This is a genomic window from Sulfurimonas sp., assembly GCF_028713515.1.
Taxonomy (GTDB): Bacteria; Campylobacterota; Campylobacteria; order Campylobacterales; family Sulfurimonadaceae; genus Sulfurimonas.
Window position 1 is genome coordinate 476,849 of sequence record NZ_JAQTOD010000001.1, and the last position, 26,433, is coordinate 503,281.

Sequence of the window (26,433 nt, forward strand, 5' to 3'; positions counted from 1 at the left end):
TTCTCTTTAGTTGATTATTTTTTTGTAGAGTATAGAAATATCACTTTTTTTACTCTTAAGAAAAAAATAATCCAAATAAAAGAGAATATATTTGAGATTATTTTTTTCGGATGTAGTTATTGCTCTATGATTGCTAGTTTTTTAGAAAAATTCCATATCATTGTCATTATTGTTATCAGTTCCCATCTCTTTGTCGTCTATAAGCCCCTCAATCTGTATACATGAGCTAAAGAATGAACTATCTAAATAGTGTATATCTTGTGTATCTTGTAGACTAAATATATGTTCTCTCCATGTTTCAAGATCGGAACCTAGATGCTCTAAAAGCATCACTAACATTTTTACCTTCTCTGGGTACTGAATGATGTTGTCTGCTTTTTCCTTCAAAAAAGCCCTTAGTGATGTAAGTGCATAAGCAAATGCCTCAAATTCAAAAAGAGAGTTAATTGCACCAACATAAGAACCTAGAACACTATCCGCAAAATCATAAAGATTTTCTTTTGTTGGCTCCTCTGAAAATGCTGACAATTTATCTTTCCACTCCTCATCTAAACTCGCTAAATCTTTAATCTCCTCCATAATATCTCCGCCTATATCCTGAACATACTCTGCAGCGGTAGTTTTTTTAGCAAAATTTTGATGGAGTAGTTCCCTCTCTTTGGCATGAATAGCTCTTACTTCTTTCTCTGGAAGAGCTGCTTTTTGGGCTTCTAAGTCTAAATTTTCAGAAACTTCTATTTTTTTTATCTCACAGTTACTAATTTCTGCTGTTGGCTCTTCTTTAACCGGCATATATTGGTTATCATATATCTTTAGACGAATGCAGACAAAATTTTCATTAACTATACAATCATTTCCCATCTCATTTGTTAGTGAGGTTATCTTGGACGAGAACTCAATTTTTTCTTGAAATCTCATAGTAAGAAATAGCTCTTCAAAACTCTCTTCTGCAATAATACTTAGAGGTTTTTTAGTTGTAACTACTTGGTGCATAAATTCATAGAACAACTCTATTGAATTGTCGATTCTTATACATGAGGTTGCTGTGCTGTTGCGACCTCGTTCTAGTATCCACATTCCAAAATCCATCATCGCTTCAGCATCTGTAATGTCAAATATAGTTTTAAAGTTACGAATATCTGAAGAAAAAGGATTTAGTGCCTCTTTTTTTGAAAGTGTATTGAATGTACCCTTGTTTGAATTAAGTAGTGAAGAGAAGTTTTGAAGTTTAAAACGAACTAGATTTTTATCAATTGGTTTGCGTATATATGCGCTTACTCCTATTGACATCATTTTCTTTTCAATCTGTGGATCTATAACAGCAGTAACTGCCATTATTATAGTTTCTGGATACTCTTTTTTTATAATTTTTGATGCTTCAAGACCATCCATTATCGGCATCATGATATCCATAAGTATGAAGTGTGGGTGCCAAGATCTAGTTGTCTCTATAGCCTCAAGTCCATTTTGCGCCTCTTTTATCTCAAAACCATCTAATTTTTTACATATAGCTCTTAAAACTAAGCGATTGTCCTCTATGTCATCCACGATAAGAAGCTTTAAGTTGTTCATTTTGTATCCTCTTTTTCTATTTTATCTATTTTCAAACTAAAGCAACTGCCATCGCCATCAGACGAGAGTACATCTATGGTAATCCGCATTGCCTTTGCATACTCTTCAACAATACTTAGACCAAGCCCAGTCCCAATATCGCTATCTCTTGCTTGCTCGAAAGGTTTAAAAATGCAAGATAGCTTATCAGCTGGTATACCAATCCCACTATCTTTAATCTCTATCAAATATCCATGGCTAATCTCACTAAGATTAATAGATACAAATCCAGACTCTGTAAACTTAAGTGCATTTGATATAAGATTTGTTAAAATTTGACCAAATTTTAGATTATCACATCTTATTAATCCAGAATTAAAATCTACTTTAAATTTATACTCTATATTTTTCTTATTTTTTAAACTAGAACAGTTCTCGTATGCCTCTTTTGTGAGCTTTACAATATCATGAGTGCCAAAGTTGAAATGCTCTTTGTTTGAGTTAATTTTTGATAAATCCAATAATGAGTTAATTAGAGTTAAAAGATTTTCAGAATTTTTGTAAGCCCGCTCTATATACATCTTAACTAGCTCTCTTGTTTCGTTATCTTTTATAATCTCATCATAACTTTCTAATGCTTGATCTGTGAAATTTAAAATTGCATTGAGCGGAGTTCTTAGCTCATGAGAGATTCTATCAAAGAACCTGTTTTTTATCTCAAGGCTATTTATAGCCTCTTCTTTGGCTTTTACTAGCTCAGTTATCTCGTTTTGCACTAAAAGGTACTCTACAATTTGCTCAGATAAATCTTTTATAGGAATAATGGTTGTGTTGAAAAAGTGGATATCCCCATCTTTGTCTATGTTTTTGATCACGCCTTTCCAGACTTCTCCATTCTTTATAATTTTAATGATGGAATCATAGAGCAGATAGTCTGTATCGGCATAACATAGAATTTTAATATTTGAATTTATTAGCTCACTTTTGGTATGTTTTATAGTTTTGCAAAACTCATCATTTACATAGGTAATGTTGCCATCAATATCTACTTTTATTACTATGTTTGATACATCAATAGCGTTGTTGTATTGTTTTAAAAATGATTGAATTTCATCTTTGCTTTTATATGTAGATTTTAAATCATCCTCTAAAATATATTTGTAGTTCATAATTTTAGTGATATCAGTAAGTACTACAACGAATATATTTTGGGCAGGTTCAAAATGTTTTATTAAAATATTAAATTCATGAAGCTTGTCAAATTTATCTATTCCAACGCGATAATAATCTTTGGTTTGATTGTCCACAAGATTAAACCATCTCTGATCTAGATACCCATCATATATATATCCATATCTATCTATTTTTTTAAAAATGTTTGACAGCTGAAAAGGGGGATTAAAAATATCAATATTTTGACTTTTAAAAAAATCTATAAATGATTTATTTGCGTCAATAATAGTGTCACCATCCGTAACCGCAACCAAATTTGATGTCATGTTAAAAATGGATTTGTAATATCTAAATTGTGGGTGGTTTTCTTTTATCTTTTGCTTAAAAAATCTCCTTAAGGTGTCATGATGTGTAAGAATCTCTTGGTTCATCTCTTTTGCCCTTTGGTAGATTTTGTTATGTTACAGCAATGAAGTTTAAAATAAAATTATAATAAATCGTATTACATTTAGAGTTTATAAAACCTAAAAAATTGTTTTGTTGATGTTAAATTTGATATAATTTTTACCACATTACACTATTTGAAAGATTCTCATGAAAAAAATCATCTCATTTGTTTTATTATCTACCTTTTTATTTGCTGCTCAGCCAAAGTTTTTGATGCCAGAGGAGGCATTTAAGCCAACCGCAAAACTAAACGATAAGATGCAAATAGAAGCAATAGTAGGTATTGCGGATGAGATATATCTTTATGAGAGCGCCCTTAAGTTAGAGATCACTAGTAAAAATGGAATTACTATAAAAGATATAGTTTCTCCAAAAACTATAAAACATGGAGAGGATAATATCTATAAAAATTCACCTAAATTTATAGTGAACCTCAAAAAAGAGCCAAGTGCAACTGGTGTTTTAAATGTTGAATTCAAATTATCATATCAGGGCTGTTCAGAACAGGGGCTTTGTTATGAGCCAGAGAGCAAGATTTTTAAGTTTGATGTGGATAGCTCTAAGCTTGATGGTGGTGAAGTAAAGAGTAGCTTGCTTAAAAAAATAGATGAGAAAAATATAATACAAAATACAAAAGTAAAGCAGCAAAAACTCTCAGAAAGCGATACGATTGCAGATAGCTTAAAACACGGCAATATGCTGTTGGTGCTTTTAACATTCTTTGGTTTTGGTCTTTTACTCTCTCTTACTCCATGTGTTTTTCCAATGATTCCTATCATATCTGGCATAATCATCTCTCATGGAGAGGGACTTACAACTAAAAAAGCATTTATTCTATCGGTTATTTATGTTTTTGCTATGGCAATTGCGTACACAATCGCTGGGGTTTTAGCTGGTCTTTTTGGCTCAAATCTTCAGTCCGCACTTCAAAATCCTATTGTAATCTACTCATTTTCGGCAATATTTGTAGCTTTAGCACTCAGTATGTTTGGTTTTTATGAGTTAAAGCTTCCAGATAAACTTGTGGCAAAAGTTAGCTCAAATAGCAATCGAAGTGGATTTATTGGCGTTGCTATTATGGGCTTCTTTTCGGCGCTTATTGTTGGACCTTGTGTGGCGGCACCGCTTGCTGGAGCGTTGGTTTATATAGGTCAAACAGGAGATGCGCTTCTTGGAGGGATGGCACTTTTTTCAATGAGTATCGGCATGGGTGCACCACTGATTATAGTTGGAGTGAGTGCAGGTAGATTTATGCCTCGCCCTGGGGCATGGATGACAATGATAAGCGCTGTCTTTGGTGTTATGATGCTAGGTGTTGCTATTTGGATGCTAGAGAGAGTAGTAGATAATTCTGTTGTAGTGCTGCTTTACTCAATGCTTGGAATAAGTTTTGGGCTCTATCTTGGAGCATTTGAAAACAGCGCGCATATATTTAGAAAAAGCATGGGTATGATAATATTTATCTACTCAGTAGCTCTATTTGTAGGACTCATGGGCGGCTCAGGAAGTATGACTAAACCTTTGGAGTTTTTAAAACAGTCCACACTATCAGCTTCAACAAAACAAAATTCGCAGGAAGTAAATTTTATAAAAGTTAGTTCCATAAAAGAGTTAGATGTAGTTCTGTCTAAAAATCATGGTAAAAAAATAATGCTAGATTTTAGTGCAAAATGGTGTACTTCTTGCAAGGAGCTAGATGAGATTACATTCTCAGATGAGAAAGTAAAAGCAAAAATGGGTGAGTTTATTCTAATTAGAGCAGATTTGACAGACAACACACAAGAACAAAAAGATTTAAGTAAAAAGTATGGTGTTTTTGGTCCACCCGCTATTATCTTTTTTGATAAAGAGTTAAATATTATAAGTTCAAAAACGGTAATTGGTTTTATTGAAGCAAATAATTTTCTAGAGATTTTAAACACAATATAGCCAAAAATAGCTAATTCTCGAAAACTTCTTTGTCATAGCTTTTAGGTATGCTAACCAATGGCATACTCTATGATAATGGGGTTGGAAGAAACAGCAGTCTCTCTAACAAAAACGGACTTGTTCGTTTTGGTGTATAACATAAAAAAAGCGATACAATTACAAAAAAATTATCAAAGGGAGGAGATTTAAAAAAAATGATTGAAAATATTTATGATTTCAAACTGCTAAAACAACTTTTAGTCTCTAAGCCTTGCTATTGCAATATATTTTTTGCCATAAAAACAAGACTCTCTCTTCTGATAAATCACTTTATTCCACGATGTCCATACTACACAACTTACTTTGCGTTTAGACGCACAGGCGTTCATCCTCCTCTTTAACATCATTTTTTAAAATATCAAAACAAAACAAAATAAAAAAAACAGTGATAAACAAGGATATTCTGATGTCAAAAAATTTCGTCATAGGTTTCCCAAGAATAGGGGAGCAAAGAGAATTAAAAAGAGTTTTAGAGGAGTTTTGGGCAAAAAAACGCTCATTTGAAGATGTTTTAGGTGTAGCAGCAGAGTTAAAGAAAAGACATTGGGAGTATCAAAGAGATGCGGAAGTAGAGTTTATAAGCTCTAATGATTTCTCGCTTTATGACAATATGCTTGACACTTCAATTATGCTAGGAGCCATTCCAGAGAGATTTAAGAGCCTAAAAAATGAAGATTTATACTTCTCGATGGCAAGAGGGAACAACTCATGTGTTGCTATGGAGATGACAAAATGGTTTAATACAAACTACCACTACATAGTTCCAGAGTTAAGTTTGGAGGATAATTATGTACTTGATGCTTCAAAAATCATAGCAGAGTACAATGAAGCAAAAAAGCTGGGCATAAAAACAAAGATAAACATTATTGGACCCATTACCTATTTAGGACTTAGCAAAAGAGTTGATTATGGTGATGTTTATGAGCTCTGGAGCAAGATAGTGCCTATTTATGAGAAACTATTAGAGAGCATCTCTGTTCTTGATGATGAGATAACTATTCAGATAGACGAGCCAATTTTTGTAAAAGAGTTGGATACAAAAGTGCTGAGTCTCATAAAACCTACTTACGAAAGACTTTGCAAAGTTTCAACAAACATAAAACTAGCAGTCGTTACCTATTTTGAACACTCAAGTGAGGCTACAAAAATTTTGGTTCATACGCCTATTTGGGCTATCGGGCTTGACTTTTTATATGGAGATGAAAATCTTAATTCGCTTGAAATTATTGCCTCAAGCGGTAAAAAGGTTATAGCTGGAGTGGTTGATGGCAGAAATATTTGGAGATGTGATATAGAAAAAACTATCCATTTCTTAGAAGACATAGCTAAAGTTGTGAAAAAAGAAAATATTTTAATCTCTACATCTTGTTCGCTTTTACATGTTCCTTTTAGCAAAAAATATGAGCAGAAGATGAGCGGTGAGATAAAAGAGTGGCTTAGTTATGGACTTGAAAAGCTAGATGAACTCTCACTTATCTCAAAACTATTTTTTAATAAAGATGGTTTAAACCAAGCAGAAAAAGATGAGTTATGCAAAAATGCCCAAGCAAATGAGAGTAGAAAAAACTCAAACCTTATTCACGATAAAGCAGTACAACAAAGAGTTAAAAACCTCGCATTACTTCAAAGAGATGGGGAAGCATCAAAAAGAATCGCCCTTCAAAGAGAGCTTTTAGGATATAAAGATTTGGTAACTACTACGATAGGCTCATTTCCTCAAACTCCACAGTTGAGAAAGGCAAGAAGTGATTTTAAAGCTGCGCTAATCTCAAAAGAGAGTTATGAAGCAGAGATGAAAAAGTATATAGATGAGTGTGTAGCTTTTCAAGAGGAGTACGGTTTAGAGGTTTTGGTTCATGGAGAGCCTGAGAGAAATGATATGGTTGAGTATTTTGGTGAGCAGTTAAGCGGATATGGATTTAGCCAAAATGGTTGGGTTCAAAGTTATGGAAGCAGATGTGTAAAACCACCATTTATTTATGGCGATATAAGCAGACCTCGCCCTATGACAGTAAATTGGATAGTTTATGCGCAAAGCCGTACCAAGCATATTATGAAGGGAATGTTAACCGGCCCTGTTACGATTTTAAACTGGTCGTTTGTAAGAGATGATATGCCAAGAGGCGAGGTTTCAAAACAGATAGCAGTTGCACTAAGCGATGAAATAGATGACTTACAAAATGCTGGTATAAAAATCATACAGGTTGATGAAGCTGCATTTAAAGAGGGGTATCCACTAAGAAAGGAAAAGATAAAAATCTATGAAGAGTGGGCTGTTAGAGATTTTAAAATAGCTGTTAGCAGTGCAAAAGAGCAGACCCAAATACATACTCACATGTGTTACAGTGAGTTTAATGACATAATTGACACCATAGAAAATATGGATGCAGATGTTATCTCCATAGAGACCTCAAGAAGCGGAAATGAACTTTTAAAGATATTTAAAAATGCAGCATATAAAAATGAAGTAGGTCCGGGAGTTTATGATATCCATAGTCCAAGAGTTCCAACTGTGGAGGAGATTGTAGATCAAATAGAGCGACTTTTAGAGGTTCTACCAAAAGAGCAGTTGTGGATAAATCCTGATTGTGGACTAAAGACTAGAAAATGGGAAGAGGTAAAGCCGAGCCTTAAAAATATGGTTGAAGCGGTTAAGATAGTAAGAGAAAAACTCAACGGTTAGTTTTTATGAAAAACCCTCTTTGCAAAAATAGCAAAGAGGGTTTTTATCTATTCTAGGTTGCTAGAGATAATAAAAGAAGTTAGTTGTTTAATATACTCGTTTTGATGTGTTTTTAAGATCTCTTGTGCCATAACTTTATCAACGCCATCGCCTAAAACTCTTTTATAAATCGCTTTAATCTCTTCTATATCATCTTTGTTTTCCACTCTTCGTCTAAGACCAATAATATTTAGCCCTTTTATAGTAGCTTTGTTTCCCTCAACTAGCACAAAAGGTGGTATATCGGTGGTTACAACGGATGCACCACCTATCATAACTCCTGTGCCGATTGTGTTATTTGCTTCGATGATACTAAGTCCACCAACTATAACTTTCTCGTGGCATTTAACATTTTCTAGTAGTCTAACAGCATTTGTGATAATACAAAAATCCCCAAGTTCTACGCCACTAGATAACTGAACATATCCCATCAAAAAGTTGTTTGAACCAATGATAATTTTTCTGTTTTCTCCATCTTCGCTCTCTTGTGAACCTATCTGAGTAAACTCTCTGATATGTGTTTTTGTACCAATCTCTATCTCTGAGTTATCATTTCCAATAATTGCAAAACTAAATATCTTGACATCTTCATCAATTCTGATTTTACCTTTTAAGATTATGTTTGCCTCTAGCGTACATCCTGATTTTATCTCTACGCCTTTTCCAATAGAACAAAATGGACCTATAACAACATCTGGTGCTATTTTTGCACCATCTTCTATGGTAACAGAACTATGAATATTTTGGTTGTTTATCATTATTTACTCGCAATCTCTAAAGTTACTATACTATCTTCGATGGACGCCAAAGAGCCTCTCTCGCCACCGTTTATGTAAGTTATAAAGGCTTTTAATTCAGACTCTAGCGCATTGCTTCTTTGAACAAAACAGTTTTTTGTTATGTGTGAAGATGGGTTAATATTGACCCTCTCATCTAGGGTTTGTGAGATTAAATCTGCTTCAAAATATTTGATTTTACTAAACTCATCCACTCTACAAGCTACTGCAATGCTTCTTTTTCTATAAGGTGTGAGCCAGTTTGTAGTAATATCTCCAATAATATTTCCCTCAAGCTCAAATGCCAAAATAGCATTATCCTCATGAGTTTTATGAATCTTTTGAGACTTAAATACAGCACTCTTTAGTATCTCTTTTTTTGTGATAAATCTAATCAAATCGCTATCATGAACAGATAAATCTGTAAGTATGCCGACATCTGCAATTCTCTCAGGAAAAGCACCGCTGCGAGTGATTGAGATGGAGAGAATCTCATGATCTTTTATCTCTCGTATTAGCGACATAACAACAGGGTTGTATCGTTCAATGTGTCCAACACAGCTTTTTATACCACTCTCTTTTACGGCTAGAAGAATCTCTTTTGCCTCCTCAACACTTGAAGCAGCAGGTTTTTCTATAAAGATATCAATTTTACGAGAAGTACATTTAAGCGCTGCATCCTTATGTAAAAAAGTTGGTGTAACTATAATGAGTGCATCTGGCTTTACCTCATCAAGCATAGTGTCTAAATCAGTGAAAAATGGCTCTTTAAACTCCCCGTTTTTAACAACATCACAAAGTCCGACTATCTGAGCGCCATCTATATTTTTTAGCGTGTTATAGTGGTTTTTCCCCATTACTCCAAGCCCTGCAATTGCAACTCTTTTCAAAATTAACCTTTAATTGTCTGAACAACGAAATCTTGCTCTTCTTTGCTCAAATAAGCGCTCATTGGTAGTGACATAATCTCTTTTGAGACAAGCTCACTCACTGGAAAATCACCCTCTTTATAGCCCAAATCTTTAAATGCTTCTTGAAGATGAAGCGGAAGCGGGTAGTGAACAGCAGTTGGAACGCCACAAGCACTAAGCTTTGCAATCATCGCCTCTCTATCTTTTACCCTTACTGAATATTGAGCAAATACGCTTTTGTTTTGGGGTGCGATATTTGGAGTTATTACATCAGAACCCTTTAAAAGATCACTGTATCTTGTTCCAATCTCATCTCTCAATCTTACTTCTTTGTCAAAATGTTTAAGCTTTACTCCAAGAACTGCCGCTTGAACTGCGTCAAGACGACCGTTTATGCCGATGTACTTGTGCTTGTATCTCTCATTCTGACCATGATTTAAAAGCATTCTCATTTTTGAAGCCAGTTCATCATCATTTGTAAAAATCGCCCCGCCATCACCATAAGCACCAAGCGGTTTTGATGGGAAAAAGCTAGTGCATCCGATGGTTGAGAGATTGCAAGATTTTTTACCATTTTGAGTTGCGCCAAAGCTTTGGCATGCATCCTCGATAACTGGGATATTGTGTTTGTCTGCTATGGCGTTGATGGCATCCATATCTGCACATTGACCATAAAGTGAAACAGGAATGATAGCCTTTGTATTTTTTGTTATTGCACTCTCAATTTTAGTAACATCTATGTTGTAACTAGTCTCGTCAATATCTACAAAAACACTCTTTGCACCCAAAAGCGCGATAACTTCAGCAGTTGCAATAAAAGTAAAAGGAGTTGTGATAACTTCATCGCCAACGCCAATATCAAGCGCCATTAAAGCAAGAAGAAGCGCATCAGTTCCACTACTGCAGCCAATCGAATGTTTTGAACCTGTATACTCTGAAAGATTTCTCTCTAGCGAGTTCAGTTTCTCACCACCAATAAATTGTGCAGAGGAAAAAACCTCCAAAACCTCACTATCTATCTCATCTTTATACTCTTTGTACTGTGCTTGTAAGTCTATAAAATTAATCTTCATTTCTATCCTCTATTATTGATGCTACTGTTTTTGAACTGCCATGTTTTAGATAAGTTCTTAGTGATTTTGAATCATTTAAAAATTTACTTCTATCATACTCATTGAAAGATTTGATAAGATTCTCGAGAGTTACATCATCTTGAATAAACTCAGGATGCAAGGCTCTATTTTGAAACTTATCAAACATTATATTGCTAAGTCCTATGTAGTTAAGCTTCACAAGTCTGCTCGCTATAAAGTAGTCGAGTGATTTAGCTATATAAGTTAGTATAAAAGGTATCCCAATAAGTGATGCTTCAAGTGTAGCCGTTCCGCTACAAATAAACGCAAAATCAGCTTCATAAAGCGTTTTGTGTGCATCATGGGCTATTTTAAAACCCGAAATATTACCATATAGTTCTTTTATTTCTTCTTCTAAAAAGTGCTTTGGTATGATGATTGTTGCTTTGACATTTAGTTTTTTTTGAAGCTCTATAAAAATTGGCATTAATTTTCTAATTTCACCCTTTCTGCTCCCTGGCATAAAAGCAATATGCTCTATTTTAGGGCTTAAATGTTCTTTAAAATTTGTAATTTGATCAAGAAGAGGATGTCCAACATAAGTTATGGGTGCAGTTTTTGAGTAGTAATCTTTCTCAAAAGGTAAAATTGAAGCAAGATGGTCTATGGTTTTTTCTAGAACTGAAATCCGCCCGCTCTTCCAAGCCCAAGCTTGAGGTAAAATGTAGTAAATTATCTCTTTGTCTGGATACTTTTTCTTGATTTTTTTGGCAAGGGGAAGGTTAAAACCAGATGAGTCTATAAGCAGAACTTTATCTACATCTTTTGCTAAATCAACCATTTTGTTGTTTAATTTTATGAAAAATAGTAATTTTTTTATAGCATCAACGAATCCCATGATCGCTAAACTTCTTAGATCAACTATGCTCTCGCCAAGCTCTTTATCAAAGATGCCAATAAACTCCACATCATCACTTAACTCTTTTTTTAAAGATTTAAGATGCAGATTTGCAGAGTGCTCTAATGCACTAACAAGTATCTTCATGAACCACCATCTCCACTTCTTATAAAACTGTCGTTATACTTTTTACTAATTTTTTTCTCTTTAAAATCACGCATAAATGTTGTTAGATTATCTATGTCTTTGTTGCTTAAATTAACAGCAAAAGGAACCATCATCTCCTGTTGCTGATTGTCAGATTTTTTAGAGCGAAATCTCTTTAGTTTATATGTCATATATTTTTTGTCACGATTAGCTAAAGCTGGATACTCATTTAGCCCTTCAGCTCTGTTGCCATGGCATCCGTTACACCCTTTTTGCATATATGCAGCTTTGCCATCATCATAGGATTGATTCGCATTAACAGATAAAAAGAATAGGAATAACAAAACAAAAAAACGCAACTCTTAACCTTTGTAAATTTAATATATTTGTAATTATATCTATATTGCCATTTAAATACAGTGTCGCAATATTTAACTCAAACTTTTATATATAAAAAAATTAGAATAAGTAACTATATGCTTGAGAAAACTCTTTGCTATAATTTCAACAATATATCTAAGGTGGATTGAAATGGTAATATCAAATGCGATAGTTTGTGATGCGAATGGCGAAAGAAGAGCGGATATTCGGATAGATGCAGGGTTAATAACTGAAATCGCTTCTGGTTTAAGGGATTCAAACATCATAGATGCTGATGGTGCGTATTTTATACCGCTTCTGATGGACACAAACATAAGAGTTCAAGACTCCACACTCAATACTAAAAATATAAAAACTATTTCAAATGAAGCTCTTAATGGCGGGATAGGGCATATTATTTTAAATGCAGATAGTAAACCTGCAATAGATGATGAGATAGTTTTAGAGTTTGCTCAAAATGGACTTGATGGATTAAAAGGTGCAAAAGTTGATTTGATGATAAATACATTAAAGGGTGATGCCACACTGAGTAATATTGCTATACTCTTAAAAAGAGGAGCAGTTGCACCGTTTGTGAGTACAACTGCTAAAAATGATTTAGTTATTAGGATTGCTCAATATTGTCAAATGTACGGCGTTACACTATTTTGTAAGGCAGAAGATAACTCGCTTGCTAGTAGCGGTGTAATGTTGGGTGGAGATGTTAGTCTCTCTTTAGGTTTAGCCGGCATACCTGATTTGAGCGAAGTTCTACATGTCTCTCGTATGATAGAAATAGCGAGACATTTCAAAATAAGAATCCTCTTTAAAGCAATAGCATCCCCTCGTTCAATCTACTTAATAAGTCAAGCAAAAAAAGATGGTGTAGATGTTAAATGTGAAGTTTCAATCCATCATTTAGTAAAATCAGATGAAGCTTGTAGAGATTTCAACACCACTGCAAAATTAAATCCACCATTAGCTAGTGAAAATGATAGATTGGAGCTGATTGAAGCGCTGAAAAATAGTCAAATTGATCTATTAACGACACTTCATCGACCAAGTTCTGTAGTAAATAAAGAGGTAGCATTTTATGATGCCGCTTATGGTTGTGATGGGTTACATCATGCACTTTCTATTTACTATACAAAACTAGTAAAGAGTGAAATCATCTCCATGAGTAAACTCGTTGAACTTTGCGCTAAAAATCCAGCAGATTCAATAGGGCTTAGTGGAGGAGTGATAAAAGTAGGGCAGAGTGTAAATGCTTTACTTTTTAACCCAAAAGAGAACATTGTTATAAAGCATCAACAATCTTTGTATGATAGTGAAGAGCTAAGTGGAGTTGTCATGATGAGCTTTCAAGGTGAGAAAGTTACTAAATTTAATTGAGTGTTGGATGGATTAAATATAGATATGATAATATTTCAAAAAAATTAAGGAACGCAAATGCTACATGAATATCGCGATATTATTACTCACATGAAAGAGAAAGAGTCTGAGAATGCTCATTTTATGAAAATTTTTCATAAACATAATGAGCTTGATGACAAAATAACAAAAGCTGAAAACTCAGAGTTAGTATTAACGGATATGGAACTAGAAGTTCTTAAAAAAGAGAAGCTAATGTTAAAAGATGAAGCGTATAGTATTTTGATGGCATACAAAAAAGAGCATAGTTTATAATCCATCCTTTTGGAGGATTATAAATCTAAATTTTTCTAAACACTTCTATCTTTTAAAACTTCACTCCCACTCTCCATTATTTGAACTTTTTTATTGAATCAATATAGAGTTTTTCTACTTTTGCTCTTGTCCAATCTGTTTTTCTTAGAAATTTAAGTGATGAACCTATGGATGAGTCCATCTTGAAACATCGTATATTGATGCGTTCTCCAAGCTCTTCCCAGCCATAATGATCAACTAAAATAATCAAGATTTTCTCTAAAGTCATGCCATGGAGCGGATTTGTTGGTTTTTTTTGTACACCTTTTTCTTCTTGCATATTAGCCTCTTTTTGCATAAAATTCTGCTTTGAATTCACTGTATCTATCCTCTAAAATCGCCTCTCTGGCTTCTCTCATAAGGTTGAGGTAGTAGTGAAGATTATGGATAGTAGCTAACCTAAAATATGTCAATTCACGAGCACGAAAAAGATGGTTTAGATATGCTCTTGAGTATCTCTGACATGTAAGGCATTTGCACTCGCTATCAACAGGAGCCTCATCCTCCTTAAAGATAGCACCTTTGATGTTCAGTCTGCCAAAAGAGGTAAAAAGTGTTCCATTTCTGGCATTTCTTGTTGGCATAACGCAGTCAAACATATCGATGCCTCTTTCGATATTTTCTATTAAATCCTCTGGAGTTCCAACACCCATTAGATATCTTGGTTTATTTTTTGGCATATATTTTGTTGTGTGCTCTACTGTGTCATACATTTCGTTGTTTAATTCGCCAACACTAAGACCGCCGATAGCAAAACCATCATAATCAAGCTCGCAAAGTTCAGTTGCACTTTTTGTACGAAAAGCTTTATCTGTTCCGCCTTGAATGATTGCAAAGATATTTTGCTCGCATCCAATGCCCTCTTTTTGCTTCTCTCTAAAGTATTCAATACTCTCTTTTGCCCATGCAGTAGTTCTTTCAATGCTTAGCGCGATTCTCTCTTGCGTTGCAGGAAGAGCAACTAAATCATCAAGTATCATCATGATATCAGAGCCAAGGTTGTGTCCAATGTCTATAACTTTTTTTGGTGTAAAAAAATGTTTGCTTCCATCAATATGGCTACGAAACTCAATTCCATCAGCCTTTGGTTTGCTTATGCCACTAAGACTAAATGCCTGAAAACCGCCGCTGTCTGTTAAGAAGCTTTTAGGGTAAGTTGTAAATCCATGAAGTTTACCCATCTTTGCAACAGTTGCATCACCTGGACGAAGATACATATGGTAGGTATTTGCTAGGATTATCTCCGCGCCTAGTAGTTCAACTACATCTTGCATATCTAAAGATTTAACACTTCCAAGTGTTCCAACTGGCATAAATACTGGGGTTTTTATAGTTGAGTGAGCAGTTACAATGGTGCAAGCTCTTGCATTTTTTGAGGTGGCATCTAGTGTAAATTGCATAATTGTTAGAATCCTATTTATTTTAAAATATGTCATATTATACCATTCTAAGGCTCTTTTATGTAAAATCACGAAAATTGTTTCTACAAAAGGTGTGTTTATGGCAACTATCGGAATGGGTGATATTAAGAAAAATGTTCGTCTTATTATAGGCGAAGTACCATATAAAGTGGTGGAATTTCAACATGTTAAACCGGGCAAAGGTGCAGCGTTTGTTCGTATGAAGGTGAAGAGTTTTTTAAATGGTAAAGTTGTTGAAAAAACTGTTCACGCAGGTGATAAATTTGAAGTTCCTGAAATAACTTTTAAGACTATGCAGTATCTTTATGACGATGGTGAATCGTTCCAATTTATGGATAACGAGTCTTATGAGCAGATTCCTCTCTCATATGATCAGTGTGATGATGCTTCAAAATGGTTTAAAGATGGCATTAGTGTTGATATGATTTTCTATAAAGGTAATGCTATCTCTGTTTCTGCTCCTGAGGTTATGGAGTTTGTTATAACAGAGACTCCACCAAACTTTAAAGGTGATACTTCAAGCGGAAGTAAAAAACCAGCAACTCTTGAGAGTGGAGCGGTTGTTCAAGTGCCTTATCATGTGTTAGAAGGCGATACAATCAGAGTAAATACGGTTGATGGTGAGTATTTAGAAAAAGTAAAATAACCATCTTGGATGTGAGATTTCTCACCTCCAAAACATTTAACTGCACAAATCTTTCAATAACTATCTAAATATAAAAACTTACTATAATTTAAGAGCAGCAGGAATATTGTTTTTTTTGAGTTTAAATTACTTTATAAAAGGATAGTGTTATGGAAGCTTTATCGCGAAGAGTTTTTTTAAAGTATGCAGCAATGTTAGGTTTGGTAACTTGGAGTACAACTCCACTTTATGCGAAAGTGCCAAAAGCAACATTCAAGTATCAAGATATGCCAAATGATGGAAAAAATGTGCAACTTGTACCTATTTTCTTTCACAAACCAAAGAGTGTAAGATGGTTGAAGGCACAATTAATCCAGAGGGTTGGTGTAGAATCTATGTTCAGAAAAAGTAAGTTTTTTACAAGCTATTTTTTGATTCTAACAAAATATTTTTTAATAGTAAGTTGAAGTGTGTTCTAGTTTTCATGCTTCAACAAAAAAATATATTCATAGCTTTATAACATTGTTGAACTCTACTCATTACCTCATATTAAGTCATTATCACTATAATTCAATCTCTTATAAAATCAACAAATAGATATAAAAAAGGTTAATCTCTCATGAGCACCCAGCTATTTACACACCTGCATCTGCACACTGAATACTCTCTTTTAGACGGTGCAAACAAACTCACAAATCTTGTTAAACAACTAAAAATTCTCGGTATGAACTCTGTTGCTATGACTGATCATGGAAATATGTTTGGTGCAATTGATTTTTATAAACAGATGAAAGAAGCTGATATTAAGCCGATTATTGGAATAGAGGGATATATCCATAACGGAGAAACTATTGATGATAAGAGCACAAAACAGCGGTTTCATATCTGTTTGTATGCTAAAAATCAAATAGGTTATGAGAATCTCATGTATCTCTCATCAAAAGCATTTATAGATGGATTTTATTATTTTCCGCGTATAAATAAAAACGAACTTCGCGAGCACTCGGAGGGGCTTATATGTTCCTCTGCTTGTTTGCAGGGCGAGGTTAATTGGCATTTAAATTTGGCAAATGATAGAAATGTTAGAAACGGTGCACTTGGTTATGATGGGGCTATAAAAGTAGCAAAAGAGTATAAAGAAATTTTTGGAGATGATTTTTACTTAGAGATTATGCGTCATGGGATTGGTGATCAGCTTTATATAGACGAGCAGATACTTCGCATCTCAAAAGAACTAGATATAAAAGTAGTTGCGACAAACGACACTCACTACACTTATCCTGATGATGCTCAGTATCATGAGGCTTTTATGTGTATCGGCATGAATAAACTTTATGATGACCCAAATCGTATGCGTCACTCAGTACATGAGTTTTATCTAAAAAGCCCCGAGCAGATGGCTAGGCTTTTTGCCGATATTCCAGAAGCCATAGCAAATACACAAGATATAGTGAACAAATGTAATTTAGAGCTAAAACTTGGAGATCCAATCCCACCCAATTTTAAATTTACACAAGAGTATGCTAAAGATGATGGCTTAGATATTGATAGTTTGGATGATGAAGAGCTAGATGCCAACGCAACAAAAGAGCAAAAAAGAGCTTGGAAAAGCAGTGCCGATAAAAACGATGCAGAGTATTTTATATATAGATGTAAAATCGGGCTTCAAAACAGACTAAAGCATGTGCCGCAGGAAAAACATGAGGAGTATATAGCAAGATTAGAGTTTGAGATGAATGTTATCAACTCCATGAAATTTCCAGGATATATGCTTATAGTTTGGGATTTTGTTAAAGTTGCAAAAGAAAAAGGCATAGCTGTCGGACCGGGACGGGGAAGTGCGGCTGGTAGCTTGGTTGCTTATTCTCTTGACATCACGGATATTGACCCCATGAAGTATGAACTGCTTTTTGAGAGATTTTTAAATCCTGAACGAGTCAGTATGCCCGATATTGATATGGATTTTATGCAGGCTCGCCGTGGGGAAGTTATTGATTATGTAGTTGAGAAGTATGGGCGAAATCAAGTTGCTCAAATCATCACCTTTGGTTCTCTATTAGCAAAAGGGGTTATTCGAGATGTCGCCCGTGTCCTTGATATGCCACTCTCTCAAGCCGATAAAATGGCAAAACTTATCCCTGATGAACTAGGTATTACACTAAACGGTAAAGAGAAAAAAGGCGAGTTTATAGAGGGAGCTTTTCAAAAAGAGCCTAAAATTGCAGAGTTGATAGAGGGTGATGTAAATGCAAAAAGAGTCTGGGAATTTGCTAAAAAACTAGAAGGCTTAAAACGAAACTCAGGCATACATGCAGCCGGTGTCGTAATATCAAATGAAGAACTTTGGAAAAAAACTCCCATATATAAACCATCAGGCGACACTACATTTGTAACCCAATACTCACTTAACTATCTTGAAGATGTTGACTTAATTAAGTTCGACTTTTTGGGTCTTAAGACCCTTGATGTTATAGATAATGCCATAAAGCTTGTAAAAAGAAGATACAACAAGGAAGTGAATTGGTATGAGATAAACGAGAATGATCCAAAAGTTTATGAAATTATTCAAGGCGGTAGCACTGTTGGGATGTTCCAGATAGAGAGTTCTGGGATGCAGGACTTAAACAAGAGGTTAAAACCAGATAACTTCGAGGATTTGATTGCGGTTTTAGCACTATATAGACCAGGACCTATGGAGTCTGGGATGCTTGATAGTTTTATAGAGCGAAAACATGGGCGAGAGGCAATTGAGTACACATTTGATGCTATGGAGCCGATACTTAAAAACACCTATGGGGTCATCGTTTATCAAGAACAGGTTATGCAGATTGTTCAAACTATTGGTGGATTTTCTCTCGGATATTCAGATATCATCCGTCGTTCGATGGGTAAGAAAAAAGATATGTCTGTTTTTAATGATGAGTTTGCCTCCGGAGCACAAAAACAGGGTTATGATTATGACAAAGCCTCTAAACTCTTTGATTTGATTGAAAAATTTGCCGGATACGGTTTTAACAAATCTCACTCGGCAGCTTATGCTATGGTTACTTTTCAGACTGCGTGGCTTAAGACATATTATCCAAATGAGTTTATGGCAGCGCTTTTAACATCCGATAAAGATAAAACAGAAAAAGTTGTTCACTATATCGATGAAGCAAAGAGAATGGGTATAGAGCTATCCCCACCAGATGTAAATGACTCCTATTTAGAATTTTCTGCAGTAAATAAAGATGACAGAGATATGATTATTTTTGGTTTAGGTGCAATCAAGGGAGTCGGAGAGAGTGCTGTTTTTTCAATTATAGAGACAAGGGAAAAAGAGGGAGAGTTTAAATCTATGCAGGATTTTGTAAACCGTATAGATTCATCAAAAGTAAATAAAAGATTTATAGAATCAACCATAAAGTCTGGTGGTTTTGATAGATTTGGATATTCCAGAAAGGCTCTTTTAGATCAGATAGAACTTATTGTTGAGACTGCAAGAGATGCCTCTATTGCCAAAAAGAATGCTTCTGGAAGTCTTTTTGGGGATGATACAGAGATAACTACTGTCGAGCTTAGGCTACAAAATTCCCCAGAGTACGAACTAAAAGAGATTTTGGAGTTTGAGAAAGAGACTTTAGGTTTTTATGTATCAGGACATCCTCTTGATAAGTTTAGAGAAAAGATGGGTGAGCTTGATTATACACTCTCATCAGAACTGCCGGATGTTAAAGATGGCTCTTATGTTATCTTGATAGGCAAGGTTGAAGATATACAGAAGAAAATATCCAAAAAAGGAAGTCAGTTTGGGATTGTAAATCTTATGGATTTTCATGGAAACATGGAGATTATGCTCTTCTCAGACAAGCTTGATGAACTGAACGAGATGGATTTGCAAGAACCTGTTGCATTTAAAGCGAGAGTTACTCAAACAGATATGTTTACAAGAGTTAGTGTGAGCAAGATTATGACTCTAAAAGAGGCTGCTAAAGAAACCAAGAAAACTAAAAAAGAGATAAGAGAAGTTATAAGAGAGCCCATTCATCTGGCTATAAGACTTGATAGTGACACAAAGATTTTAGATGAGCTCTACACTTTAGTTAGACAAAATCCAGGAAACAGAGAGCTAAAACTAACCATTATTTCAAAACTTCAAAATGTTGTTATAGAGTCAGCAATTGGGGTTGATAGTAAGATAGTTGCTCTGCTTGAGGGCAATGATGCTATTGATGTTTTGGGTTCTTAGAGGTATAAAATGAGACATAAAATAAAAGCAAAAGTGGTTGAAATAGCTAAAAACCCAAACACACAAAAAGCGCTTCTCTCTATGAAACCGGAAAAAAATTTTTGGGGCATAGGTGGAACTATTCTCTTTTTTATTGTTCCAGAGATTGTTGCATACATCTGGGGAGCCGAAATCACACAGTTCGCAAAAACACAACTTTTGGTTTCCCAACCGCTCTTGGAAGAGCAATATTATAAGTTATTGGTAATGGCATTTGAAGATGGAATGAGTTGGTTTAATCTTCTTGTAGGTTTTGCACTTCTGGTTTGGCTGTTTTTCTAGTGAAAGCAAAAAATTTAGAGCATCTCTTTTACGAATGGCAGGGGGATATTTTGGTTTTAAATATCCTTGGAACACCTGCAGCTAAAAAGGATGTTATAGGAAAAGTAAAAGGCAACCAACTAAAAGTAAGCGTAAAAGCTCAACCTGTGGCCGGCAGGGCAACTGACTATATGGTGGCTTTTTTAGCAAAAGAGTTTGGTATAAAAATATCCGATTTTGAGGTCGTTTACGGACGAGAGAGCATCCATAAACAGCTTCGCATTAAGGCACCGAAAAAACTTCCAAAGGAGATTAAGTATGAATAAAAATGATTTTAATGATGGTTTGCTTGGCTTTTTAGATGCTTCACCTACGCCTTTTCATGCAACCAGAAATATGGCAATGATGTTTGAGAATGCAGGTTTTTTGAAGCTTAATGAGCTTGGCAAATGGGATTTAAAGCATGGAAAGAGATATTTTGTAACTAGAAATGACTCTTCTATCATAGCTTTTACATATACCGGCAGTTTAAACTATACTATTATAGGTTCTCATACTGATTCGCCAAATCTAAAGCTAAAACCAAATCCAATCATAAAAGAACATGGAGTGGTAAAGCTTGGAGTTGAACCTTATGGCGGAATACTTTTTAATCCATGGTTTGATAGAGATTTGTCTTTGGCCGGGCGAGTTTCATACTTAAATAGCCAAAATATTATCAAAGAAACGCTCATAGATGTTAAAAAAGCTATGGCAATTATTCCATCTTTGGCGATTCATCTGGATAGAGATGTGCATATGAGTAAAAAAGTAAATCCGCAAACAGATGTCTGTCCGATTGTTTCAACGGCAGGCGAGTTTGATTTTGAACAATTCTTAAGAGATGAACTTGGTAGAAACGGCATTGATGATGTAGTTGAGCTATATGCAAACGAACTTAGTTTTTATGATGTGCAAAATGCGTCTTTTATAGGATTGGATGATGATTTTATTGCTAGTGCCAGACTTGATAATCTTCTTAGTTGCTATGTTGCAATGGTGGCTATTTGTAGTGTTAGTGACGATGTTCCTATGCTCTTTATTGCAAGTGATCACGAGGAAGTTGGAAGCGGTTCAACCTCTGGTGCGGCTGGTTCATTTTTGGAAAATACACTGCATAAAATGTTTGCTGATTATGATGATTTTGTAAATATGATCCGTTCATCCATCATGATTTCAGCCGATAATGCTCATGCTATCCATCCAAATTTTCCCGATAAGCATGACCAAAATCACGCACCGCGTATAAACGGAGGTGTTGTAATAAAATCAAATGTTAACCAGAGATATGCATCTAACTCCAAAACAGTCTCAAGATTTTTAAATGTTGCTTCATCACTTGGCGAGCCGACTCAAAATTTTGTTACAAGAAGCGATATAGCGTGTGGTTCAACAATAGGACCAATCACAGCTACAAGACTTGGAATTGAGACTGTTGATATTGGACTTCCTACGCTTGCAATGCACTCCATAAGAGAGCTTTGCGGAAGAGATGATGCGTATTCGCTCTATAAAATTCTCTTAGGTTTTGGTGTTTAATGCAAGAGCAAAGCGTAACGGCTGATGAGCTAAATATTTTAATAGAGCAGACATATAAGGTTGAGAGAGAGTTTACTGAGCTTAAAAATTCGTATGAGCTTTTGCAAGATAGTGTTGAGAAAATTGTAGAGTTTTTGCCAAATGCTATATGGGTTTTCAATGAAGACGGTACACTATTTTTGCAAAACTCACAGGCTAAATCTCTTAGTCATTTGGTTGAGCTTTTGGAATCAAAAAACAGTGATTATGAACTTTCGTTCAACTCTCACTCATATCTAATTAAGAGTTCAGTATATAAAGATAAATATATGTTGAGTGCAACGGATATAACGGAGCAAAAAAGAAAAGAGAACCTCGCAACCATGGGGCAGATGGCAGCGCATCTATCCCATGAAATACGAAATCCGATAGGCTCAATCTCGCTTTTAAGCTCAACACTCAAAAAAAGAGTGCTTCCAGAAAATATAGCCATTGTTGAGGAGATTCAAAAGTCAGTTTATAGAATTGAGAGAATTATAAAATCCACGCTTATGTTTTCAAAGGGAGTTGAAACTTCCATGAGTTCGTTTGCTTGGAGTGATCTTAAAGAGTCCATTGATATGGCAATTGGTTATTATGCTTATTCAAAAGATATAGCATTTATATTTCCAGAGCAAAATTTTATGTTAAATGCAGATAAAAATCTCCTTGAAATGCTCTTTTCAAACTTTATAATCAATGCTATAGATGCAATTGAGCTTGATGAAAATGATAGTGGTGTAGTTGAGATAGTTTATGAGAAAAATAAAAATTTTCATAAATTTTATATCTATGATAGTGGTGTTGGCATCGAGAATAAAAAAGAGTTGTTTGAGGCATTTAAGAGTACAAAAATCAAAGGAAACGGACTGGGGCTTGTTCTCTCAAGACAAATAGCTGAGGCGCATGGTGGGAGTGTTGAACTTTTGAGTGGAGAGAGAAAAGGTTTCGAGATAAGTTTAGGGGCATAAATCAATTTTATAATTTTAAAAATATGTTAGAATGCAACACAATTAATATCAAGGAGAAAATATGAGCAGAGAGTTAATAGCGGTTCCAAGAGCAACACTGGATTTTTATAAGTATGAAGAAGATGGACTTACTTTTTATGAGTATAATGCAACAAAATGTCAACCACCAGAACCGATGGTAAATACTATGGTTGGATTATCACTACTAAATGATAAAAATGATAGACTGGTTGGTATATTTTTTCATGAACCTTTTCCACTTTATAGTAAAATTCCACTAACAATCTCGCATGAAGCAGTTGAACTTGAAAGCGGTGACTTTAGAATAACTTTTAAAATTGATTAGTCACATAATTTAACACTTTATTATCTAAATTTCAATAGAATACCCCTTTAAAACAAGGATTTCTATGAAATATTTTTTATCTACACTAGGCTCCATCAAAACAGCTGCAATTATGATGCTTATCTTTGCTTTTGCTATAGGATACGCAACATTTGTTGAAAATGATTTTGGTACTATGACTGCAAAAGCAGAGATTTATAATGCCAGATGGTTTGAGGTTTTGCTCGGACTACTCTCTTTGAATTTAGTCTACAATATAGTCCATCACAAAATGTTCACTATCAAAAAAGCCCCAATTTTTATCTTTCATCTCTCTTTTTTAATTATTGTACTAGGTGCTGCAGTAACTCGTTTTATTGGTTTTGAGGGAACTATGCACATTAGAGAGGGTAATACATCAAGCACTATGATAAGTTCAGATGCGTATTTTGATGTAAATGCGAGAATTGGGGATAAAAATGTCTCAACTTCATCAAAAGTTTATCTATCTAAAAGAAAAGACAATTCGTTAGATTCAACTCTTAATATTGAAAATAAAAAAGTAGAAGTTAAACTACTAAACTATATTCCAGATGCAATTGAGAAGCTTGAAGAGGCAAAATCTGGTGGTTTAGAAGTTCTTGAGATGATGGTAGCTGGAGCTGGTAGCAGTGAACCAATAAAACTTAGAAAAGGTGAGTCATATGAGAATGATTCCATAGTGCTTGACTTTGAGTCTGGTAAATCGTTTCTTCGTCCAGTTATTTCGCTTACTAGCGATGGTGAAAATATTTATATGAAACATGAAATGCCACTAAAGTATCTAAAAATGGATACAAAGCAAGAGGGGCAGCTAGCTCCAACTGAAAAAGAGCTGCTTGCTCCAAGAGTACTTTTTGGAGTAAATGGAAGTAATTTTGTACTTCGTAAATTCTATAAACATGCAGACATGAAACTTGTATCAAATCCAGAAGCTACGGCAATGCAACCAGAAAAAGATGCTCTTGAGTTCAGCATAAAGGTCGGTGATGTTTCAAAAAATGTTATGGTTTTTGGACAATCTGGACTTATGGCAAAAGAGTTTAACACAGAGGTTGGCGGAGTTGTCGTTGGCGTCTCTTATGGTTCAAAAAAGATAGCTGTTCCTTTTGGTGTAAAATTACTTAAATTTGAACTAGATAGATACCCAGGTTCAATGTCTCCTGCGTCTTACGCAAGTGAAGTTGAGTTGATAGATAACGAGCAAAATATTAAATTCCCATATAGAATCTTTATGAATAACATCTTAGAGCATCGCGGATATAGATTTTTCCAATCTTCATTTGATCAAGATGAAAAAGGAACAGTATTGTCTGTAAATAAAGACCCTGGAACACTACCAACATATATTGGCTATTTTCTTTTAGGTTTAGGTATGTTTTGGTCGCTATTTTCAAGAGAAAATAGGTTTTCAAAACTCTCAGAAAAAGCAAAAAAAGCTAGTAAAAATGCAACACTTGGGATTTTACTGTCCGTTGGTCTGCTTTTTGGTTTGACTCCATCTCATGCAGAGGAGTTGGATCCAATCATAAAAACAGTTCTCTCTTTTGATAAGGAGCATGCAGATAAATTTGGCAAGCTAATCATCCAAGATAGTGGCGGCAGAATGAAGCCTATGGATACGCTCTCAACAGAGATATTAGCAAAAATGCACAGAGGCTCATCTGTAGAGATTCAAAACTCAAAGCTAACTCCAAATCAAGTTGTTTTAGGGATGATGATTAAGCCTGAGGCATACAGAGAACTAAAGATAATTTACACAAAAGATGAAGTCATTAACAGACTTATAGGTGCAAAATCTGATGCAAAATATGCCTCTTTTGTGCAATTTTTTCAAAATCCAGATACTTTAGAGGGATATAAACTAGGCGAAGCAGTTGAAAATGCAACAAGAAAAGAGCCAAAACATAGAGACCTTTTTGATAAAGCTGTTTTAAAAATAGATGAGAGAGTAAATATTTCATACTCTGTCTACTCTGGTGCATTGATGAAAATATGGCCAAAGCCAAACGACCATGCAAAAAAATGGTTTCCGACTATTGAAGCACTTCAAACATTTACTCCAGCAGATGCACAAAAAGTAAAAGATATTATGATTGTATATTTTTCATCTCTGGATGGCGCTATTACAACAGGAGATTGGAGTAAGGCAAATAGTGCAATTGAGAAGATTGTAGAGTATCAATATTTTTACGGTAAGTCTCTCATTCCATCTGAAAATAGAATTAAAGCAGAAATGTTTTATAACAAAACAAATATTTTTGAGAAGATATACCCTGTATATTTCCTGCTCGGCTTTATGCTTCTTATATTAAGTTTTGCAAAAATATTAAATCCTAAAATAAAACTCTCTTTAGTTTCAAACATAGCATTAGGTCTGCTTGTTATGCTTTTTGCGGTGCACACCTTAGGACTTGGGCTTAGATGGTACATATCTGGACATGCACCTTGGTCAAACGGTTATGAGTCTATGATTTATATAAGTTGGGCAACCGTATTAGCGGGGTTTGTCTTTGCTAAACGCTCATCTGTGGCTATGTCTTCAACGGCTATTTTGACGGGTCTTATACTTTTTGTGGCTCATCTTAACTGGATGGATCCACAAGTTACAAACTTAGTTCCTGTTCTTAACTCTTATTGGTTGAGTATCCATGTTGCTGTTATAACTGCCAGCTATGGCTTTTTAGGTCTTGGCGCTCTTCTTGGATTTATTACAATCATACTTTTTGCATTGAAAAATAATAAAAACAACCAGCATGTATCAGCGTCTATAAAAGAGCTAAATGCGATAAATGAGATGAGTTTAATGATAGGTTTGGCATTTTTAACTCTTGGAAACTTCTTAGGTGGCGTTTGGGCAAATGAGAGTTGGGGGAGATACTGGGGATGGGACCCAAAAGAGACTTGGGCACTAGTTACTATACTTATCTATGCAGTTGTAGTCCACTTGAGATTTATGAAAACAATTTATACTGAATTTAACTACAGTGTGATTTCTCTGTTAGCTTACACATCAGTTATTATGACCTACTTTGGAGTGAACTACTATCTTGCAGGAATGCACTCATATGCAAAAGGCGACCCAGTACCTATTCCTGATTTTGTACCTATAACTTATGCAATAATATTTATAGTAATTGCACTTGCATTTAGAAATAGAAAATTAGCCTAAAGGTT

At 34.8% G+C, this 26,433-nt stretch carries 23 protein-coding genes; 14 read left to right on the forward strand and 9 right to left on the reverse strand.

Going from position 1 to position 26,433, the window contains the following annotated elements; translation table 11 throughout:
- Positions 1–141: 141 nt before the first annotated feature.
- Positions 142–1,572 (reverse strand): response regulator, encoded by a 1,431-nt coding sequence (locus PHV22_RS02435; protein WP_295020997.1) that lies wholly within the window; start codon positions 1,570–1,572, stop codon positions 142–144.
- Entirely contained in the window at positions 1,569–3,155 is a 1,587-nt protein-coding gene (locus PHV22_RS02440) for a PAS domain-containing sensor histidine kinase (RefSeq protein WP_295020995.1), read from the reverse strand. Before PHV22_RS02440 ends, PHV22_RS02435 begins: the two co-directional genes overlap by 4 nt.
- A 163-nt stretch (positions 3,156–3,318) precedes the next feature.
- On the opposite strand from PHV22_RS02440, the gene dsbD reads away from it, so the two are divergent.
- From dsbD to metE, 3 genes are all read left to right on the forward strand, one after another.
- On the forward strand, positions 3,319–5,100 hold the full coding sequence (dsbD, locus tag PHV22_RS02445) for a protein-disulfide reductase DsbD (RefSeq protein WP_299945543.1): 1,782 nt from the start codon (positions 3,319–3,321) through the stop codon (positions 5,098–5,100).
- A 194-nt stretch (positions 5,101–5,294) separates the two neighbouring features.
- Positions 5,295–5,480: a hypothetical protein gene (locus PHV22_RS02450; RefSeq protein ID WP_295020993.1), complete on the forward strand. Its 186-nt coding sequence runs from the start codon at positions 5,295–5,297 to the stop codon at positions 5,478–5,480.
- Between the two features lie 65 nt (positions 5,481–5,545).
- Complete coding sequence (metE, locus tag PHV22_RS02455) at positions 5,546–7,822, forward strand: 5-methyltetrahydropteroyltriglutamate--homocysteine S-methyltransferase (protein WP_295020991.1); 2,277 nt, start codon at positions 5,546–5,548, stop codon at positions 7,820–7,822.
- Positions 7,823–7,869: 47 nt separating this feature from the next.
- Here the strand turns inward: metE and PHV22_RS02460 are convergent, their stop codons facing one another.
- From PHV22_RS02460 to PHV22_RS02480, 5 genes are read right to left on the reverse strand one after another with little or no spacing between them, the layout of a single operon-like run.
- Positions 7,870–8,619, reverse strand: coding sequence for an acyl-ACP--UDP-N- acetylglucosamine O-acyltransferase (locus tag PHV22_RS02460; protein ID WP_299945547.1), 750 nt, complete (start codon positions 8,617–8,619; stop codon positions 7,870–7,872).
- Positions 8,619–9,527 (reverse strand): Gfo/Idh/MocA family oxidoreductase, encoded by a 909-nt coding sequence (locus PHV22_RS02465; RefSeq protein WP_295020988.1) that lies wholly within the window; start codon positions 9,525–9,527, stop codon positions 8,619–8,621. The genes PHV22_RS02460 and PHV22_RS02465 overlap by 1 nt, the downstream gene beginning before the upstream one ends.
- A gap of 2 nt (positions 9,528–9,529) precedes the next feature.
- Positions 9,530–10,621 (reverse strand): DegT/DnrJ/EryC1/StrS aminotransferase family protein, encoded by a 1,092-nt coding sequence (locus tag PHV22_RS02470; protein WP_299945552.1) that lies wholly within the window; start codon positions 10,619–10,621, stop codon positions 9,530–9,532.
- Positions 10,611–11,666 carry a lipid-A-disaccharide synthase gene (lpxB, locus tag PHV22_RS02475; RefSeq protein ID WP_295020986.1) on the reverse strand — a complete coding sequence of 352 codons (1,056 nt, stop codon included), beginning with the start codon at positions 11,664–11,666 and terminating at the stop codon, positions 10,611–10,613. Before lpxB ends, PHV22_RS02470 begins: the two co-directional genes overlap by 11 nt.
- A complete protein-coding gene (locus PHV22_RS02480; protein ID WP_299945556.1) occupies positions 11,663–12,025 on the reverse strand; it encodes a c-type cytochrome in 363 nt (120 codons plus the stop codon). Before PHV22_RS02480 ends, lpxB begins: the two co-directional genes overlap by 4 nt.
- Positions 12,026–12,197: 172 nt before the next feature.
- On the opposite strand from PHV22_RS02480, the gene PHV22_RS02485 reads away from it, so the two are divergent.
- Positions 12,198–13,418: a dihydroorotase gene (locus PHV22_RS02485; protein ID WP_295020982.1), complete on the forward strand. Its 1,221-nt coding sequence runs from the start codon at positions 12,198–12,200 to the stop codon at positions 13,416–13,418.
- Positions 13,419–13,475: 57 nt separating this feature from the next.
- A complete protein-coding gene (locus PHV22_RS02490; RefSeq protein ID WP_295020980.1) occupies positions 13,476–13,712 on the forward strand; it encodes a YdcH family protein in 237 nt (78 codons plus the stop codon).
- A 76-nt stretch (positions 13,713–13,788) separates the two neighbouring features.
- Here PHV22_RS02490 and PHV22_RS02495 read toward each other — a convergent pair whose 3' ends face one another.
- Together PHV22_RS02495 and tgt are read right to left on the reverse strand one after the other, a co-directional pair.
- Entirely contained in the window at positions 13,789–14,049 is a 261-nt protein-coding gene (locus tag PHV22_RS02495; RefSeq protein WP_299945563.1) for a VF530 family protein, read from the reverse strand.
- Positions 14,033–15,151, reverse strand: a complete 1,119-nt coding sequence (gene tgt / locus PHV22_RS02500) for a tRNA guanosine(34) transglycosylase Tgt (RefSeq protein ID WP_295020976.1) — start codon at positions 15,149–15,151, stop codon at positions 14,033–14,035. Before tgt ends, PHV22_RS02495 begins: the two co-directional genes overlap by 17 nt.
- 100 nt (positions 15,152–15,251) lie before the next feature.
- Between tgt and efp the strand changes: the two genes are divergently transcribed.
- From efp to ccsA, 9 genes are all read left to right on the forward strand, one after another.
- A complete protein-coding gene (efp, locus tag PHV22_RS02505) occupies positions 15,252–15,818 on the forward strand; it encodes an elongation factor P (protein ID WP_295020974.1) in 567 nt (188 codons plus the stop codon).
- 149 nt (positions 15,819–15,967) lie between these two features.
- Entirely contained in the window at positions 15,968–16,264 is a 297-nt protein-coding gene (locus tag PHV22_RS02510) for a hypothetical protein (RefSeq protein ID WP_295020973.1), read from the forward strand.
- Between the two features lie 152 nt (positions 16,265–16,416).
- Positions 16,417–20,025 (forward strand): DNA polymerase III subunit alpha, encoded by a 3,609-nt coding sequence (gene dnaE, locus PHV22_RS02515; RefSeq protein ID WP_299945568.1) that lies wholly within the window; start codon positions 16,417–16,419, stop codon positions 20,023–20,025.
- Positions 20,026–20,034: 9 nt separating this feature from the next.
- On the forward strand, positions 20,035–20,346 hold the full coding sequence (locus PHV22_RS02520) for a hypothetical protein (RefSeq protein ID WP_299945571.1): 312 nt from the start codon (positions 20,035–20,037) through the stop codon (positions 20,344–20,346).
- Positions 20,346–20,651: a DUF167 family protein gene (locus tag PHV22_RS02525; protein WP_299945574.1), complete on the forward strand. Its 306-nt coding sequence runs from the start codon at positions 20,346–20,348 to the stop codon at positions 20,649–20,651. Before PHV22_RS02520 ends, PHV22_RS02525 begins: the two co-directional genes overlap by 1 nt.
- On the forward strand, positions 20,644–21,903 hold the full coding sequence (locus PHV22_RS02530) for a M18 family aminopeptidase (protein WP_295020966.1): 1,260 nt from the start codon (positions 20,644–20,646) through the stop codon (positions 21,901–21,903). The genes PHV22_RS02525 and PHV22_RS02530 overlap by 8 nt, the downstream gene beginning before the upstream one ends.
- On the forward strand, positions 21,903–22,892 hold the full coding sequence (locus PHV22_RS02535) for a HAMP domain-containing sensor histidine kinase (protein ID WP_295020965.1): 990 nt from the start codon (positions 21,903–21,905) through the stop codon (positions 22,890–22,892). The genes PHV22_RS02530 and PHV22_RS02535 overlap by 1 nt, the downstream gene beginning before the upstream one ends.
- Positions 22,893–22,953: 61 nt before the next feature.
- Complete coding sequence (locus tag PHV22_RS02540) at positions 22,954–23,238, forward strand: hypothetical protein (protein WP_295020963.1); 285 nt, start codon at positions 22,954–22,956, stop codon at positions 23,236–23,238.
- A gap of 64 nt (positions 23,239–23,302) precedes the next feature.
- A complete protein-coding gene (ccsA, locus tag PHV22_RS02545) occupies positions 23,303–26,428 on the forward strand; it encodes a cytochrome c biogenesis protein (RefSeq protein WP_295020961.1) in 3,126 nt (1,041 codons plus the stop codon).
- The last annotated feature ends 5 nt before the right edge of the window (positions 26,429–26,433 follow it).

Coding starts and splice junctions, on each gene's coding strand:
- PHV22_RS02440 (WP_295020995.1), bottom strand. CDS start 3,155: ATGAACCAAGAGATTCTTACACATCATGACACCTTAAGGAGATTTTTT.
- ccsA (WP_295020961.1), top strand. CDS start 23,303: ATGAAATATTTTTTATCTACACTAGGCTCCATCAAAACAGCTGCAATT.
- PHV22_RS02540 (WP_295020963.1), top strand. CDS start 22,954: ATGAGCAGAGAGTTAATAGCGGTTCCAAGAGCAACACTGGATTTTTAT.
- tgt (WP_295020976.1), bottom strand. CDS start 15,151: ATGCAATTTACACTAGATGCCACCTCAAAAAATGCAAGAGCTTGCACC.
- PHV22_RS02495 (WP_299945563.1), bottom strand. CDS start 14,049: ATGCAAAAAGAGGCTAATATGCAAGAAGAAAAAGGTGTACAAAAAAAA.
- efp (WP_295020974.1), top strand. CDS start 15,252: ATGGCAACTATCGGAATGGGTGATATTAAGAAAAATGTTCGTCTTATT.
- PHV22_RS02470 (WP_299945552.1), bottom strand. CDS start 10,621: ATGAAGATTAATTTTATAGACTTACAAGCACAGTACAAAGAGTATAAA.
- PHV22_RS02450 (WP_295020993.1), top strand. CDS start 5,295: ATGATTGAAAATATTTATGATTTCAAACTGCTAAAACAACTTTTAGTC.
- PHV22_RS02485 (WP_295020982.1), top strand. CDS start 12,198: ATGGTAATATCAAATGCGATAGTTTGTGATGCGAATGGCGAAAGAAGA.
- PHV22_RS02535 (WP_295020965.1), top strand. CDS start 21,903: ATGCAAGAGCAAAGCGTAACGGCTGATGAGCTAAATATTTTAATAGAG.
- dnaE (WP_299945568.1), top strand. CDS start 16,417: ATGAGCACCCAGCTATTTACACACCTGCATCTGCACACTGAATACTCT.
- PHV22_RS02460 (WP_299945547.1), bottom strand. CDS start 8,619: ATGATAAACAACCAAAATATTCATAGTTCTGTTACCATAGAAGATGGT.
- lpxB (WP_295020986.1), bottom strand. CDS start 11,666: ATGAAGATACTTGTTAGTGCATTAGAGCACTCTGCAAATCTGCATCTT.
- PHV22_RS02530 (WP_295020966.1), top strand. CDS start 20,644: ATGAATAAAAATGATTTTAATGATGGTTTGCTTGGCTTTTTAGATGCT.
- dsbD (WP_299945543.1), top strand. CDS start 3,319: ATGAAAAAAATCATCTCATTTGTTTTATTATCTACCTTTTTATTTGCT.
- PHV22_RS02510 (WP_295020973.1), top strand. CDS start 15,968: ATGGAAGCTTTATCGCGAAGAGTTTTTTTAAAGTATGCAGCAATGTTA.
- PHV22_RS02435 (WP_295020997.1), bottom strand. CDS start 1,572: ATGAACAACTTAAAGCTTCTTATCGTGGATGACATAGAGGACAATCGC.
- PHV22_RS02520 (WP_299945571.1), top strand. CDS start 20,035: ATGAGACATAAAATAAAAGCAAAAGTGGTTGAAATAGCTAAAAACCCA.
- metE (WP_295020991.1), top strand. CDS start 5,546: ATGTCAAAAAATTTCGTCATAGGTTTCCCAAGAATAGGGGAGCAAAGA.
- PHV22_RS02490 (WP_295020980.1), top strand. CDS start 13,476: ATGCTACATGAATATCGCGATATTATTACTCACATGAAAGAGAAAGAG.